Genomic DNA, 17,524 nt, shown 5'->3' on the forward strand with positions numbered 1-17,524 from the left:
GTGGAATACGTCAATGCTTAGTTTTTCAAGTGTTTCTACTGCTTCAACAGGCACAGGATATTTTGGAACGATATTGATGATACTACCAATCATCGTATTCTCGTTCAATCATTCGCCTATGATTTCATCATTTGTTATGAAACAGAGAGCTACCTATGGAATAGAAGCTACTGATGCCAAATGTGCTCAAATACAAAAAGCTTGTTATATCATGACATTCGCTGTTGTTATGTTCTTTGTTTGGAGCAGTACCTTGAGTTTGACTCCAGATGATCTTATAATGGCAAAAAAAGAGAACTTGTCAATCCTATCTTATCTTGCTAATGAGCTGAATTCACCTATAATCACGATTGCAGCTCCTATCATTGCTTTTATGGCTATAACAAAGTCTTTCCTTGGCCATTATATTGGAGCATATGAAGTAATGCGTGACATGATTATCAAGACTGGTAAAAAACGCGGAAAAAATCTGGGAGAAAAAACAGTTAAGACAATGATCCTTACGTTTGTTGTATTAACATGCTGGTATGTTGCTTACGCAAATCCAAGTATTCTTGGAATCATCGATGCCCTAAGTGGTCCGTTAGTTGCTGCTATCTTATGTCTATTACCAATGTATGCGATCCGTAAAGTACCAGTACTAGCTAAATACAGAGGGAAAGCGAGCAATGTATTTGTTATTATTATAGGTATACTTACTGTTCTAGCAAGTATTAGATCATTATTCTAATTCACTATTATTGGTTCTAGTGCAAAAATAGTGGGATATGAAAAAAGAACGAAAGATGCCTCACGGAAAGCCCGTGTAAGGGATGCAATTAGAAGTGCACCCCAATTGTTAGACACAGTCTAACAATTGGAGGTGCTTTTTATATGCAGATTTTTAAAGAACTTACACTGGATCTTTAGAAAAAAGAAAAAATCTCACCTGAAATTAAACTTATATAACCTTAGCTTGATGGGCATGAGGGAAGGACTTATTTTTTAGTCATTCCCTATTTTATTGAGGATATTAACTTTATGTAGTGAATATTTATAAATGAACTGGAAGGGATTTGGGAATGGTTGGAGAAATTAGAGGTACTTCAGGAAATTTTGTTTCATCGTAGCGGTTGATAGATGTCATGATTACGGGTGTTTCGCTTCAGTGTATTCAATTCTCTAGGAATGTAAATGATAGGGGAGGAATTATGATGGCAGTGAAAAAACGTAAGTGGCTAAAGATGGTGTGTACAGGATGTATACTTGGCTCATTGCTTGTATCAACTGGGTGCTCTGGAAAGAAAACAAGTACAAGTAGTGAGGAAACAGTTAAGGTCGGTGTACTTGCTTCGTTAACTGGACCGCTTGAATCGTATGGAAAGCAAACAGTAAATGGATTTGAACTCGGTCTCGACTATGCAACTGGTGGAACGGGAAAAGTAGAAGGGAAAAAGATTAAGTTTGTTGTAGAAGATACGGAAACAAAAGCAGATGTAGCAGTAAAGAAGGCTACGAAACTACTAGAAGAAGATAAAGTAGACTTTTTAGTTGGTTCATCTAGTTCAAGCGATACGCTAGCAGTTTTACCATTGGCTGAGGAATATGAAAAAATAATGGTTGTTGAGCCAGCTGTAGCAGATAGTATTACCGGTAAGAACTGGAATAAATATATTTTTAGAACAGGACGAAATTCATCTCAAGATGCAATTGCTGGTGCAGCATCAATTGCTAAGAAAGATGTAAAGATTGCAACGTTAGCTCAAGACAATGCATTCGGAAGAGAAGGGATTGCGGCATTTAAGGATGCAGCAAAGAAGCTAGGCGCAAACATTGTAAATGAACAATATGCAGATGCGAATTCTACTGATTTTACGGCAAATATCCAAAATATTATAAGCTCCAAACCAGATTATTTATTTATTGTTTGGGCAGGTGCAAATTCGCCGTGGAAACAACTAAAAGATATGAATGTTGAGCAGCAAGGTATTAAAATTTCAACGGGTGCACCGGATATTTCAGCGCTAAAAACGATGGATGCGTTAGTTGGTATGCAAGGATTTTCTGTGTATTATCACGCGCTTCCGAAAAATAAAGTGAATGATTGGTTAGTAGAAGAACATAAAAAACGATTTAACGGTGCTGTTCCAGACTTGTTTACGGCTGGTGGGATGTCAGCCGCTATTTCAATCGTTGAGGCCTTAAAGAAAACAAAAGGAGATACTGATGTCGATACGCTCATAAAGAAAATGGAAGGAATGGAATTTGAAACACCAAAAGGTACAATGAAATTCCGTGCAAAAGATCATCAAGCTTTGCAAACGCTTTATTCGATTACTTTGAAAAAACAAGACGGGGTTGATTACCCTGTTCCAATTTTAGAGCGGGAATTAAAAATGACAGAAACAGAACCGCCAGTTCGTAATAAATAATCAGAATAGTTAAATTAATTATTACTAGGAATATAAAAATTATCTATTGTAGGCAGCTTTATATAAGGACTATTGTTGAATGTTATCCATTCCTGTAAAAGGGATGGATAACTGATTTAGAGAAAAAGAAGCTAGATGGGGAATTACGGGTAGAACATGACTGAGTGATGAAGGAAACGTCCACTTAAAAAGAAAATGATTTTTATGTCATTTTTTCAATTTGTATTTATAGGAATCCTTTGTAAGGAGGACATAATGTGGAGAAATTGTTAGAAACTCGCAATCTGTCTGTTTCGTTTGGAAAACATCATGTTATTAAAGATGTAAATTTAATAATACCAAAAGGAAAATTTGTTTCCGTTATTGGACCAAACGGGGCAGGAAAAACGACTCTTTTTAATTTGTTAAGTGGTCAACTTTCTCCAACAAAAGGGGAGATTTATTTTAAGGAACGCGACATTACAAAACTATCGATTTCAGATCGAACGCGTTTGGGTATGGGACGCTCTTTTCAGCTTACAAACATTTTTCCAGAATTAACGGTTCTTGAAAATATTCGACTTGGTGTACAGTCTTATGCGAAAGATTATTATCGTTTCTTCCCGCGCCCAGCTCAGTATAAACAACAACAACAAGAAGCACGTCATTTACTTGAGTCTGTGTTGCTGAATGAAAAGGAAAATGTACTTGCAAAGGATTTAGCTCATGGGGAAAAGCGAAAATTGGAATTAGCAATGCTTTTAGCACTAAAAACGGAGTTGTTGTTGTTAGATGAACCGACAGCTGGTATTTCTATTGAAGAAGTTCCCGCTATTCTACAAGTGATTGAACATATAAAAAATGATTGTGAAAAAACAATTGTATTAATTGAGCACAAAATGGATATGGTTCTGCATTTATCTGATCATCTCGTTGTGTTATTTCAAGGGGAATTATTAGCTGAAGGGTTACCGGGAGAAATTATGAAAGATGAGCGTGTACAGACTGCCTATTTAGGGGGATTATTCAGTGACACTATTAAAAGTGGATAATATCGAAACGTATTTAGATCAGTTTCATATTTTACAAGGTGTTTCTTTTGGAGTAGAGGAAGGGACCATTACAGTCTTATTTGGAAGAAACGGAGCAGGGAAAACGACAACGCTGCGTTCTATAATAGGATTTCATACGATTTCTAACGGAGCTGTTTATTATAATGGGGGAAAAATAAATGGGCTAACAACACATATGATTTCGCGAAAAGGTATCGGGTATGTACCGGAAAATCAAGGGATATTTTCCGATTTAACGGTTGAAGAAACATTTGCTATTGCTCAAACGAAAAAAAATGACGAAACAGATGAAAAAGTGGAATGGATGTTGGATCTTTTTCCAGACTTAAAACAATTTTGGTATAAAAAGAGTGGATTATTAAGTGGAGGACAAAAGCAAATGCTTGCTATCGCAAGGGCCTATATTAATAGCGAAGGTCTGCTGCTTATTGATGAGCCTAGTAAAGGTTTGTCACCAATTATGATTGAGAAGTTGATGGACTCCATTTTAAAAATGAAGGAAAAAACAACAGTTTTACTTGTTGAACAAAACTTTATGATGGCCAGTCAAATTGGTGATTATTTTTACATTATGGATAACGGGAAAATTGTATACAATGGCCCGATGAGTGAACTAAAGGAAAATAAAGAGACGTGCCATAAGTATTTAGGGATTTCTTAACCTTTATTAGGGTGAGGTGAAAAACGTGGATGTGTTAGTGAATTTATTTGTAAATGGTGTTTCGACAGGCGTGTTAATTTTTTTATTAGCATCTGGCTTAACACTTATTTTTGGTTTGATGGACGTTCTTAATTTCGCTCATGGTGGATTATTTGCATGGGGTGCTTTTACTGGGGTGTGGTTGTTTGATTTAACAGGCAGTTATATGTTTGCATTATTTGGTGCGATTGTAATTGGTATGTTTCTTGGCTTGATATTAGAAAGATTTCTCATTCGTCCTGTTTATGGAAATCATGTTCGGCAACTGCTCGTTACACTAGGGGGCATGCTTGTGCTAAGTGAATGTATAAAATTATTTTGGGGACCAAATCCGATCGGAGCTAAATTACCGAATTGGTTACAAGGAAGTTTTATATTTGATGGGATCATACTAATCAAATATCGCTTATTTGTTATTTTAATCGGTTTATTGGTTTACATCGGATTTGTCTTGCTACTTCGAAAAACAAAAATTGGGCTAATGATCCGTGCTGGTGTAATGGATAAAGAGATGGTGCAAGCACTTGGAATTAATGTGAAGGCCATCTTTTCTTTCGTGTTTTTATTAGGAGCTGGAATGGCAGCGTTAGGTGGATTCCTTCTTGCGCCTTATTCGGGAGTTATTTTTGCTGAAATGGGAATGCAGTATGCGATTTTAGCTTTTATCGTAGTAATCATTGGTGGATTAGGTAGTGTACAAGGATCGGTAATTGCATCCTTAATCGTTGGGTTGGCAGGAGCTTTTACAGCATATTATGTGCCAGATTTATCTCTTGCGATAAACATGTTAATGCTGTTATTCGTCTTATTAGTTAAGCCGACAGGAATTGTTGGTGAAAAGGGGTGAGACTGTTATGAACACATTATCTAATCGAATAAATTTGTATTTTGGAGGTGCAGTGCTTCTCTTTTTTAGCGTATTTCCTTTCTTAAACGATTCAAGGAGCGTGTTAATCTTATTCACACAAATTTTCATCTTCGCAATCTTCGCGATGAGTTTTGATATTTTACTAGGTTATACGGGAATAGTATCGTTTGGGCACTGTATGTTCTTTGGAATTGGTGCTTATTGCGTCGCACTCTTATTTGATCGACAAGAGGCATCGATATCAAGTTTTTTAATAGGGCTTATAGTAGCAATCACTTTATCTGCAGTTATTAGTTATATGATTGGTATGCTCTCCCTACGATTAAAAAGTCACTTTTATGCGATGCTAACACTTGCGATTTCTCAACTATTCTTTGTGCTCGCTGAAAAATGGAGAACCGTCACGCATGGTGGAGATGGCTTTACATTCCGTGTCCCTGAAATATTTCGAGATCGCTTTTCATTCTACTATATTACATTAATCAGTCTAGTGATCATTTTTTTATTACTACAACTGTTTACAAAATCTTCAATTGGAAAAGTATTAAAAGCGATTTCGCAAAATGAACAACGTGTGGAGGCGCTCGGTTATAAAATCCTTCACTATAAAGTAATTGCGAGTGTTGTAGCTGGAATTGTCGCCTCTGTGAGCGGCGCTTTATTTGTTATTACACTCCGATTTGTAAATACGACCGTGTTCTCAATTGACATGACGTTGAATGCTTTATTAATGACAACGATCGGCGGGATTGGGACATTAGTAGGAGGGATAATAGGGGCTGGAATCATTGAATCGTTGAAATACTATTTATCAGAGCTTGCTGCACAGTATCCAATATTTGAGCGGTGGACAATTATTCTAGGTTTATTGTATATCATCGTCTTATTAGGTCTTCCAACGGGTATGTTAGGGACTGTAAAGAAGTTGGTGAACTGGAAACGACATAAGAAAAAAGGGAAAAGGAAGCAAGTTGAGCATAGTGCTTAATACACTAGAGAATGGCCTCTTAACTGAAAAACGAACTGAATAGTTATTTATAGGTAACCTACAAAGATTAAAGGGCATGATTGTATTTTTAACGATATTTAGATAAAATTCATTCTATGATAAAAATAGTATTTTAGAAAGATTAGGGAGTGTTATATTTGGCAGAATTATTACAAGGGAAAAATGCATTAATTACAGGAGCTGGAAGAGGGATTGGCCGTGCTGTAGCAATCGCTCTAGCAAAAGAAGGTGTGAATGTAGGACTTTTAGCACGTTCAGAAGAAAATTTAAAAGCTGTTGCAAAAGAAGTTGAGGCAGAAGGCGTAAAAGCTGTAATCGCTACTGCTGATGTATCTTCATATGAAGAAGTAAGTGAAGCAATTGAAATATTAAAAAATGGTTTAGGTTCTATTGACATTTTAATTAACAATGCCGGAATTTCTAAATTTGGCAATTTCCTGGAACTAGATGTTGCGGAATGGGAAAAAATCATTCAAGTGAACTTAATGGGCGTATATTATGTGACTCGTGCTGCGTTACCGGGAATGATTGAACAGCAGTCTGGTGATATTATTAATATTTCATCAACAGCTGGACAAAAGGGAGCGCCAGTTACAAGCGCGTACAGTGCTTCAAAATTTGGTGTCCTTGGTTTAACAGAATCTTTAGCGATGGAAGTACGTAAACATAATATTCGTGTGACAGCATTAACACCAAGTACAGTTGCAACAGATATGGCAGTAGAATTAGGATTGACAGATGGTAACCCAGATAAAGTTATGCAGGCTGAAGATATTGCAGAATTTATTGTAGCCCAGCTGAAATTAAATAAACGTATATTCATTAAATCTGCTGGATTATGGTCAACAAATCCATAAGAAAATAGATGATTAGAATAATAAAAACGGATAGCTGTTCTTTTTAGGACAACTATCCGTTTTTGTATAAATTGTAATCAACCTGAAACTCGTAAGTTTGTACAGAAACGTATTTGTGAAGTTATTGATTATATTACAAAAGCCTATCACGCAACGTATGAAATGAACTATGAATTAGCAAGTCATGGCCCTGCTGTTTCTAACAACATACTTCACGCGAATGTTCATCCGTGGCATCCTCTTTCAAAGATATTTTAGTAATGTGATGGAAACATGCAATTGTATTCCAAATGGTACAATTGCATGTTTTTTATTTTGAAAATTAAATATCTAAAAATTAACTTATTAAATAAAATACTTTCATCTCCAATTTAGATAGTCGAATTTTACAACATGAAATGTTATGATGCCATTAAGCTAAAATAAGTTTGAAAGGGGTCTAGAAATAACGTATATGGATAAAGAAAAACAACAATTGAGCGTGGAAGTTGCAAGATTATATTACCAATCCGATTATAGTCAACAAGAAATTGCAAATAAATTGAATATTTCAAGGCCGACTATTTCAAGATTGTTAAAATATGCAAAAGAAAAAGGGTTTGTTCAAATTCAAATTGCTGATCCATTTGCTGATTTAGATAATGTCGGAAATTTGCTTAAAGAAAAATATCATTTATTAGAGGCGCATGTCGTATTTTCTCCAATACCAGAATATATGGTCATTACGGAACATATTAGTAAGTTTGCTGCTGAGTATATGGAGAAGACCGTTACAAATGGTGATATTGTTGGTGTGAGCTGGGGGACGACCATGTATGAAATTGCTAGAAAAACTGTTCCTCAGCATGTAAAAGGGGTAGAAGTTGTCCAGTTAAAAGGAGGCATTAGTCATTCCAATGTAAATACATATGCGAATGAAACAATAGCCTTTTTTGCAGATGCGTTTCAAACAACTCCAAGAAACCTCCCGCTTCCAGTTATATTTGATAATGCAATTACAAAGGAATTAGTAGAGCAGGATCGTCATATTCATCATATTATTGAGATGGGAAAACAAGCGAATATAGCTATTTTTACTGTCGGAACTGTTAGGGACGAGGCTTTATTATTCCGATTAGGATATTTAAATCAAAATGAGATGAGCGTATTAAAAGAAAAAGCGGTTGGTGACATTTGTTCACGTTTCTTTGATGGAAATGGAAATATTTGCAGTGAAGAAATAAATAGGCGCACAATTGGCATTGATCTAGAGGAACTGCGTTTAAAAGATCGGTCAATTCTAGTTGCAGGAGGGGCTAGAAAAGTAAAGGCAATTGATGGTGCGTTAAGAGGCAGATATGCGAATGTGCTAATTATCGATCAACACACGGCAAAAGAGTTGCTAAATTATCAAAAAGGATAGGAACAGGAAATCTCTCAAAATTCATTTGAGAGATCTTTTTTTTAGTTCTATGAACAAAATTTCAAAAGTGTGTTTACATTTGTTCAATATAGAGTTAGAATGAAGTTGTTAAAAGATATGAGGAGTGAAGAAAATGAACATTGCAAAGTTAATTGATCATACAGTTTTAAAACCAGATACTAAAAAAGAAGACGTTATGAAAGTTTTAGAAGAAGCAAAAAGATACAATTTCGCTTCAGTTTGTATTAATCCTACATGGGTAAAATTAGCTGCTGAAGAATTAGCAGGGCATGATGTTGATGTTTGTACAGTTATTGGATTCCCTTTAGGTGCAAATACAACTGAGACAAAAGTATTTGAAACAAAAGACGTGATTGCAAAAGGTGCAACTGAAGTAGACATGGTAATCAATGTTGGTGCTTTAAAAGATGGAGAAAATGAATTAGTAGAAAAGGATATTTATGAGGTTGTACAAGCTGCAAAAGGAAAAGCGCTTGTAAAAGTTATCATTGAAACTTGCTTATTAACAGATGAAGAAAAAGTTCGTGCGTGTCAATTAGCTGTTAAAGCTGGTGCTGACTTTGTAAAAACTTCAACTGGATTCTCAACTGGTGGGGCAACTGCAGAAGATATTGCATTAATGCGCAAAACTGTTGGAGAAAACGTTGGCGTGAAAGCATCTGGTGGAGTTCGTACAAGAGAAGATGCAGAGAAAATGGTGAAAGCTGGCGCTTCTAGAATTGGAGCAAGTGCTAGTGTGGCAATTGTGTTAAATGACACAAACGGCGGTACAGGTACTTATTAATCTATAAACAGTTGCAAGTAATAGATACACGAGTTGTTGAAAAGGCATAGTGTATCTATTGCTGTAACACTTGAAAAATATGTAAGCGGATACGAAAGGGAGGAGAATGTTATAAAGTACGTAATTGGTATTTTAGGCCTCGTTATTATTTTAGCTATCGCATGGCTTGCTAGTAATAATCGTAGAAAAGTAAAATTTCGTCCGATTGTAACAATGATTGTTTTGCAGTTTATTCTAGGATTTCTGCTATTAAATACAAGTGTAGGGAACATCTTAATAAGTGGGATTGCAGATGGATTCGGACAATTATTAAAGTACGCTGCTGATGGTGTTAATTTTGTGTTTGGTGGTTTGGTAAATAAAAATGAGTTTTCGTTCTTTTTAGGGGTATTAATGCCAATTGTATTTATTTCAGCTTTAATTGGTATTTTACAACATATTAAAGTATTGCCATTCATTGTGAAATACATTGGTCTCGTGTTAAGTAAAGTGAATGGAATGGGAAAACTTGAATCATATAATGCTGTAGCTTCAGCGATTTTAGGCCAGTCAGAGGTATTTATCTCTGTTAAGAAACAGTTAGGGTTATTGAGTGAAAGAAGATTATATACATTATGCGCGTCTGCAATGTCAACGGTGTCGATGTCTATAGTAGGATCGTATATGGTTCTTTTAAAACCGGAGTATGTTGTAACCGCTTTAGTGTTAAACCTGTTTGGTGGATTTATTATTGCCTCTATTATTAATCCGTATGAAGTTACTGATGAAGAAGACATTTTAGAAGTACAAGAAGAAGAGAAAAAAACCTTTTTTGAAGTGCTAGGGGAATATATTATAGATGGTTTTAAAGTTGCGATTACTGTTGCTGCTATGCTGATTGGATTCGTTGCTTTAATCGCTTTCATCAATGCTATTTTTAAAGGAGTAATTGGAATCTCGTTCCAAGAAATTCTTGGATATGTATTTGCCCCATTTGCTTTTATTGTAGGAATTCCATGGCATGAAGCTGTTAACGCTGGTAGTATTATGGCCACAAAACTCGTATCGAATGAATTTGTAGCGATGACAAATTTAGCTCAAGGGAATTTTCATTTTACAGGAAGAACAACTGCAATCTTATCAGTATTTCTTGTTTCATTTGCAAATTTTTCATCTATTGGCATTATTGCTGGTGCAGTTAAAAGTTTACATGAAAAACAAGGGAATGTTGTGGCAAGGTTTGGTTTGAAATTACTGTTTGGGGCAACATTAGTAAGCTTTTTATCAGCCACTATCGTTGGTTTAATATATTAAGAATTTTAATAACTAAAAATTAAAAGGATTGGTGATTAGAATGAGAATGGTAGATATCATTGCGAAAAAACGTGACGGTAAAGAACTAACAACGGAAGAAATTCAATTTTTTATTAAAGGATATACAGATGGAACAATTCCTGATTATCAAGTAAGTGCACTTGCGATGGCTATCTTTTTCCAAGACATGTCTGACCGTGAACGTGCAGATTTAACAATGGCAATGGTTCAATCTGGAGAAACAATTGATTTATCAGAGATTGAAGGAGTTAAGGTAGATAAGCACTCAACTGGCGGGGTTGGTGATACAACAACATTAGTTTTAGGACCGTTAGTGGCAGCTTTAGATGTACCAGTTGCGAAAATGTCTGGGCGCGGTTTAGGTCATACAGGTGGAACAATTGATAAATTAGAAGCAGTAGAAGGGTTCCACGTTGAAATTACGAAAGAACAATTCATTGACATCGTAAACCGTGATAAAGTTGCAGTAATTGGACAAACTGGAAATTTAACACCTGCTGATAAAAAAATATATGCTTTGCGTGACGTGACAGGAACTGTAAACTCAATTCCATTAATCGCAAGTTCTATTATGAGTAAAAAAATTGCAGCTGGTGCTAATGCAATTGTCCTAGATGTGAAAACAGGTGCTGGTGCATTTATGAAAACAGAAGAAGATGCAATTGAATTAGCTCATGCAATGGTACGAATCGGAAACAATGTTGGTCGTCAAACAATGGCTGTTATTTCCGATATGTCGCAACCTCTTGGATTTGCAATCGGTAATGCGCTTGAAGTGAAAGAAGCGATCGATACATTAAAAGGAGAAGGTCCAGAAGATTTAACAGAATTGGTGCTTGTATTAGGAAGCCAAATGGTTGTACTTGCTAAAAAAGCAAATACGTTAGAAGAGGCACGTGAAATGTTGAAAGAAGTAATGGAAAACGGAAAAGCAATTGAGAAGTTCAAACAATTCTTACACAATCAAGGCGGAGACAGTTCAATTGTCGATCAACCAGAAAAATTACCACAAGCGAAATATGTAATTGAAGTACCAGCTAAAACTTCAGGTGTTGTATCTAACATTGTTGCAGATGAAATTGGTATTGCTGCAATGCTTCTAGGAGCAGGACGAGCAACGAAAGAAGACGAAATTGATTTAGCTGTTGGTTTAATGTTACGTAAAAAAGTTGGTGACGCTGTAAAAGAAGGCGAGCCATTAGTAACGATTTATACAAATCGCGAAGATGTTGAGGATGTAAAAGAGAAAATTTATGAAAATATTTCTATTGCAGAAAAGGCTGAAGCTCCAAAGTTAATTTACACTGTTATTACTGATTAATGTTAAATAGAATGTAATGTATATAAATACAAATTGAAAGACTGAAATGAAAAACTCCTTTCTTTTTAGGGTGGGCGAGGGCATCTGGCTGTGCATAGAAACGGTCAGGGCCTATTCCTGCCACATGCGAGGTTTGAAACAAAAGGAGAAAGCAAGTAGCTGCCATTTTGTATTTTGCATAGTAGCAACTTACATGTTGGAAATTTAAAATAGATTTACATACTTTGAGGAGGAATTGATATGAATAAACAAAAATATATTGAAGAAGCTACAAAGATGTTATCAAAGGCTTATATTCCATATTCAAAGTTCCCTGTTGGAGCAGCGCTCGTTACGAAAGCTGGGAAAATTTATACAGGCTGTAACATAGAAAACGCATCTTACGGTTTATGTAATTGTGCTGAAAGAACAGCAATATTTAAAGCAGTATCAGAAGGTGAACGTGATTTCAGTTACTTAGTAATAACAGGGAAGACTGATGGACCTATTTCACCATGCGGAGCTTGCAGACAGGTTATTGCAGAATTTTGTGATCCGCAAATGCCAGTATTATTGACGAATCAAAAAGGTGATGAAAAAGAAGTAACAGTTGAACAATTATTACCAGGTGCATTTTCGATAGATGATTTAATCTAATACAAGGTAAGCATTGTATGATTTGAAAATGATAAAAATAATTCTAACTGAACTGTACCCCGAATCGTGGACACTTAGAAAAGTCCATGGTTCGGGGTTATTGTGTTTTCATACTTATTCTCTTGTAAAATGGAATCTTCATTCCTTAAATAGTTCAAATTGTACAAAAAGGACAGTAATGCTTTTAATTACAGGTAAATAATATATGAAAAACATACCACCTTGTTTTTGCTGGTAAGGTTGTATGTTTTTGATAGGGCTTTATTTCTATCTAAAACCTTATTTGTTTATAAATACATAAACTCATTTCAATTTTTCGCATATAAGTTACGGTTATGCAGAAAAAAACATGATTTGCTTTCTCCATATTTCTATAGAAAGGGTATAATAAATTAGCAGCAGTGGACATTAAAAGAGATTGCTTTGTATTGATGTAGAAATACATAACTACCACCTAATTTAAATTTTGTTTGATATAAAAAAAGATAAGAGAAGAGACGGTGATACGATGACAAAGAAAAAAGAAAGCATAGAAACTGGATGGAACTTTGATAACAGTTATGCCCGTCTACCGAAATCATTTTTTACGAGCCTTAGTCCAACTCCAGTTCGCTCACCGAAATTGGCTATTCTTAATCATTCGTTGGCAACATCTTTGGGGTTGAATGCCGAGGAACTAGAAAGTGACGAAGGTGTAGCGGTACTGGCAGGAAATCGGATTCCAAAAGGTGCGTTTCCTCTTGCTCAAGCATATGCGGGGCATCAATTCGGGCATTTTAACAGGTTAGGGGACGGCAGGGCTTTACTACTTGGCGAGCAGATGACGCCTTTAGATGAAAGGTTTGATATTCATCTGAAAGGTTCTGGCCGAACAGCGTACTCCCGCAGGGGAGATGGACGAGCGGCATTAGGGCCAATGTTACGCGAATATATTATCAGTGAAGCAATGCATGCGCTTGGTATTGCTACTACCCGCAGTCTAGCGGTAGTGACAACTGGTGAGTCAATCATTCGTGAAAGGGAGCTACCTGGTGCAATTCTTACTCGTGTTGCTGCAAGTCACATTCGTGTGGGTACCTTTCAATATGCTTCTCAGTGGGGGACTGATGAAGAGCTCCAAATTTTAGCTGATTATACTTTACAGCGACATTATTCAGGTAGTGAGATGGCTGAAAACCGCTATCTTTATTTGCTTGAGGAAGTGATTAAGCGTCAAGCTTCGTTAATTGCGAAATGGCAACTTGTGGGCTTTATTCATGGGGTGATGAATACTGACAATATGGCTATAAGCGGAGAAACAATTGATTATGGTCCTTGCGCCTTCATGGATACTTATAATCCAGAAACAGTATTCAGTTCCATTGATATTCAAGGTCGCTATGCTTATGGCAATCAGCCATATATTGGTGGATGGAATCTTGCAAGGTTTGCTGAAACTTTATTACCGCTTTTGCATAGTGATTATGCAAAAGCAATGGAAATGGCTCAAAATGCAATTTTAAATTTTAATGAGTTATATCATTCGAACTGGCTCACTGGAATGAGAGCTAAATTAGGGATATTTAGTGAAGAAGAGCAGGATAAACTCCTTTTTGAAGAGCTCTTTACTATAATGGAGAAGTATCGTGCGGACTATACGAATACCTTCCGTGCATTAACTTTTGATAAGCTCAGGGACATGAATTTGTTTGAGACTACAGAGTTTGCAGAGTGGCATGTAAAGTGGCAGGAAAGACTAGGTAGACAAGAAGAATCGAAAGCTTCCTCACAATTATTAATGCGAAAAAGCAATCCTGCGATAATCCCTAGGAACCACAGGGTAGAAGAAGCATTAGAAGCTGCTGTAGAACATGAAGATTATAGCGTGATGGAACGTCTTCTTAATGTTCTTTCAAATCCTTACGAGTACTCCAAAGAACAAGATGAGTACGCTACACTGCCTGCGCCATCATCCTGTCCTTACCGAACTTTTTGTGGTACATGATATATAGAAGCGTTAGGGATAGTGTTTTCTATAATATAGTTTAAGATTCGCACAAAAAAATGCTACTTCTTTAGTTGGAGGTAGCATTTTTTAAGTTTATGGTAAGGTCTAGCTATTTTTTTGAACTCTTCCTAATTTAATTATAGCATTTAGAAAATGGTTAATATAGACTTTTTATTCTCATTTACTACTGCTAAAATCAATAGAACATTAATGGTAAGGAGAGATGTGAAATGAGTTCTTTGGTTCTCGGTTTTCAGGAAATGGAAAAAACGCAGCTTTTGCTCGTTGGCGGAAAAGGGTTACATTTAGGGGAATTATCAAAAATTGAAGGAATACAAGTACCAGAAGGATTTTGTGTTACAACAGTGGGATATCAAAAAGTCATCGAACAAAACGAAACGTATCATGCATTGTTAGATCGACTAACAATGCTAAAAGTAGAGGATCGAGATCAAATTGGTGAAATCAGCGGGAAGATTCGGAAAATCATTATGGAAGTAGAGATTCCTTCCGATGTTGTGAAAGCTGTTGCTCACTATCTCTCCCAGTTTGGCGAGGAACATGCTTATGCAGTACGTTCCAGTGCAACTGCTGAAGATTTACCACATGCCTCTTTTGCTGGTCAGCAAGACACTTATTTAAATATCATTGGAAAAGAAGCCATTTTGCGGCACATCAGCAAATGTTGGGCTTCCCTATTTACAGATCGTGCTGTGATTTACCGTATGCAAAACGGGTTTGATCACAGCCAAGTGTATTTATCCGTTATCATTCAACGGATGGTGTTCCCGCAGGCTTCAGGAATTTTATTTACTGCTGATCCGATTACTTCCAATCGAAAGCTACTATCTATCGATGCTAGCTTTGGACTGGGTGAGACCCTTGTCTCTGGCTTGGTGTCTGCCGATTGCTATAAGGTGCAAGAAGAAAAGATCATCGATAAAATGATTGCAACCAAAAAACTAGCAATCTATGCTCTAAAAGAAGGAGGCACAGAAACACAGCAAATAGAACCCAATCACCAAAAAAGTCAAACACTTACTGACCAACAAATTCTACAATTAGCACGCATAGGAAAACAGGTAGAAGCTTATTTTGCTTGCCCGCAAGATATCGAATGGTGTCTGGTTGACGAGACATTTTATATCGTGCAAAGTCGTCCGATTACTACTTTATACCCTGTCCCTGAAGCAGATGATCAGGAGAATCGTGTTTATGTATCTGTCGGTCATCAACAAATGATGACCGATCCCATGAAACCATTGGGAATGTCTTTATTCCAGTTAATATCTTTTGGACCTAGGTTTAAAGCTGGTGGGAGGTTATTTGTTGATATCACGAATAATCTGGCTTTACCTGTCAGCAGAAAAACGATAATAGATGCATTGGGACAATCCGATCCGCTTATCAAAGACGCACTTATGACCGTAGTCGAACGAGAAAATTTTATAAAATTTTTACCAGATGATGGGGAAATACAAAGTTCCAGTCAAAGTAATAATGGTAAATCTGTGGATTTTCTAACACAAATCGAAAACGATCCGACAATCGTTACTGATTTGATCAAGAGTAGTCAAACATCGATAGAAGAGTTAAAACAAAACATCCAAACGAAATCAGGATCGAATGTATTTAATTTTATTCTAGAAGATATCCAGCAATTAAAGAAGATATTATTTGACCCACAGAGTTTGGGGGTAATTATGGCAGCTATAGATGCTTCATCATGGATCAATAAAAAAATGGAGAAGTGGTTAGGTGAAAAAAACGTAGCAGACACGCTTTCTCAATCTGTACCAAACAATATTACTTCGGAAATGGGTCTGGCGCTATTGGATGTCGCAGATGTGATTCGTCCTTATCCAGAAGTAATTGATTATTTACAACAAGTAAAAGATGATAACTTTTTGGATGAACTGGTTAAGTTTGATGGTGGGCAGGAAATCCAAGACGCTATCAATGCTTATCTCAACAAATACGGAATGCGATGTCCCGGAGAAATCGATATTACTAAAACTCGTTGGAGCGAAAAACCAACTACAATTATCCCCATGATTCTCAGTAACATCAAAAACTTTGAGCCTAATGCTAGCGAGCGAAAATTTGAGCAAGGGCGACAGGCCGCTTTGAAAAAAGAACAAGAGTTATTAGACCGAGTGAATCAATTACCGTGTGGTAAACAAAAAGCCGAAAAGACAAAACGAATGATCAGCCTGATCCGGAATTTCATCAGTTATCGGGAATATCCAAAATACGGCATGATTAATCGCTACTTCGTTTATAAGCAGGCTTTGATGAAAGAAGCCGAACAGCTTGTACAAGCCAAAGTTATTCGTAAAAAAGAAGACATATACTATCTTACTTTTGAGGAACTTCGTGAAGTTGTAGATACAAAAAAATTGAATTACCAGACCATCAGCAAACGAAAGGAAGAGTACAAACTATATGAAAAACTAAATCCCCCTCGTGTTATCACGTCTGATGGCGAAATCATTGTAGGTAAATACAAACGGGAACATCTCCCATCTAATGCTATTGCTGGTCTACCTGTTTCTTCCGGTGTTATCGAAGGAAGAGCACGTGTCATCTTAAATATGGAAAATGCGAATTTAGAAGAGGGAGATATATTGGTTACCGCCTTTACCGATCCTAGCTGGACACCGCTGTTTGTAGCTATCAAAGGCTTGGTTACGGAAGTAGGTGGTTTGATGACCCATGGTTCTGTCATTGCTCGAGAATACGGTCTTCCAGCAGTTGTAGGTGTGGAGAATGCTACGAAGCTGATCAAGGATGGACAAAGGATCAGGGTGAATGGAGCAGAAGGGTATATAGAAATACTATAATTTATTATATTTAAATCATAAAAGAAGAGAATTAGGAGAATCATTGACAGCATGGTACTTTGTGGTCTATGGTAAGAACTTCGTCACTAGGACATATAAGGGGCAGTAACTGAAGATTGGTATTAATGTCTGTTAAGATTATCTTGAAATCGGGAATGCTTTTTTATAAAAACCAAACTAAAGTCTGCTGAAGAAGAAAACATTTTGATTAATCATTTTTCAAAATGTTTTCTTTTTATTTATCATAAAATGTGGATTTGCGAGGTGTTTTTGAACAAACTTTATTTTAAAGCTACAATTCGCTCTGTTTTGAAATTTT

13 protein-coding genes and 1 pseudogene are annotated in these 17,524 nt (G+C 36.4%); all 14 read left to right on the plus strand.

Annotation, left to right across the window (positions count from 1 at the left end; translation table 11 throughout):
* Positions 1-730 (plus strand): annotated as a pseudogene (locus BR72_RS15060) (septum formation initiator); the annotation flags it as partial.
* A gap of 463 nt (positions 731-1,193) precedes the next feature.
* A complete protein-coding gene (locus BR72_RS15065; RefSeq protein ID WP_035434209.1) occupies positions 1,194-2,411 on the plus strand; it encodes a substrate-binding domain-containing protein in 1,218 nt (405 codons plus the stop codon).
* 257 nt (positions 2,412-2,668) lie between these two features.
* Positions 2,669-3,442, plus strand: coding sequence for an ABC transporter ATP-binding protein (locus BR72_RS15070; protein ID WP_035434210.1), 774 nt, complete (start codon positions 2,669-2,671; stop codon positions 3,440-3,442).
* A complete protein-coding gene (locus tag BR72_RS15075; RefSeq protein WP_035434212.1) occupies positions 3,420-4,124 on the plus strand; it encodes a branched-chain amino acid ABC transporter ATP-binding protein in 705 nt (234 codons plus the stop codon). Before BR72_RS15070 ends, BR72_RS15075 begins: the two co-directional genes overlap by 23 nt.
* Positions 4,125-4,149: 25 nt before the next feature.
* A complete protein-coding gene (locus BR72_RS15080) occupies positions 4,150-5,010 on the plus strand; it encodes a branched-chain amino acid ABC transporter permease (RefSeq protein WP_035434213.1) in 861 nt (286 codons plus the stop codon).
* A 52-nt stretch (positions 5,011-5,062) separates the two neighbouring features.
* Entirely contained in the window at positions 5,063-6,019 is a 957-nt protein-coding gene (locus BR72_RS15085; RefSeq protein WP_035434259.1) for a branched-chain amino acid ABC transporter permease, read from the plus strand.
* A 158-nt stretch (positions 6,020-6,177) separates the two neighbouring features.
* Positions 6,178-6,897 carry a 3-ketoacyl-ACP reductase gene (locus BR72_RS15090; RefSeq protein WP_035434215.1) on the plus strand — a complete coding sequence of 240 codons (720 nt, stop codon included), beginning with the start codon at positions 6,178-6,180 and terminating at the stop codon, positions 6,895-6,897.
* A 454-nt stretch (positions 6,898-7,351) separates the two neighbouring features.
* Positions 7,352-8,299, plus strand: a complete 948-nt coding sequence (locus BR72_RS15095) for a sugar-binding transcriptional regulator (protein WP_035434218.1) — start codon at positions 7,352-7,354, stop codon at positions 8,297-8,299.
* 133 nt (positions 8,300-8,432) lie between these two features.
* Positions 8,433-9,104: a deoxyribose-phosphate aldolase gene (deoC, locus tag BR72_RS15100; protein ID WP_035434220.1), complete on the plus strand. Its 672-nt coding sequence runs from the start codon at positions 8,433-8,435 to the stop codon at positions 9,102-9,104.
* 111 nt (positions 9,105-9,215) lie between these two features.
* Positions 9,216-10,397: a NupC/NupG family nucleoside CNT transporter gene (locus tag BR72_RS15105; protein WP_035434261.1), complete on the plus strand. Its 1,182-nt coding sequence runs from the start codon at positions 9,216-9,218 to the stop codon at positions 10,395-10,397.
* 40 nt (positions 10,398-10,437) lie between these two features.
* A complete protein-coding gene (locus tag BR72_RS15110; protein WP_035434222.1) occupies positions 10,438-11,739 on the plus strand; it encodes a pyrimidine-nucleoside phosphorylase in 1,302 nt (433 codons plus the stop codon).
* 240 nt (positions 11,740-11,979) lie between these two features.
* A complete protein-coding gene (locus tag BR72_RS15115; protein ID WP_035434224.1) occupies positions 11,980-12,375 on the plus strand; it encodes a cytidine deaminase in 396 nt (131 codons plus the stop codon).
* 508 nt (positions 12,376-12,883) lie between these two features.
* Positions 12,884-14,359, plus strand: coding sequence for a protein adenylyltransferase SelO (locus BR72_RS15120; RefSeq protein WP_035434228.1), 1,476 nt, complete (start codon positions 12,884-12,886; stop codon positions 14,357-14,359).
* Positions 14,360-14,592: 233 nt separating this feature from the next.
* Entirely contained in the window at positions 14,593-17,205 is a 2,613-nt protein-coding gene (ppsA, locus tag BR72_RS15125; RefSeq protein WP_035434231.1) for a phosphoenolpyruvate synthase, read from the plus strand.
* Positions 17,206-17,524 lie beyond the last annotated feature (319 nt).

The organism is Bacillus sp. UNC322MFChir4.1 (assembly GCF_000746135.1).
GTDB lineage: Bacteria > Bacillota > Bacilli > Bacillales > Bacillaceae_G > Bacillus_A.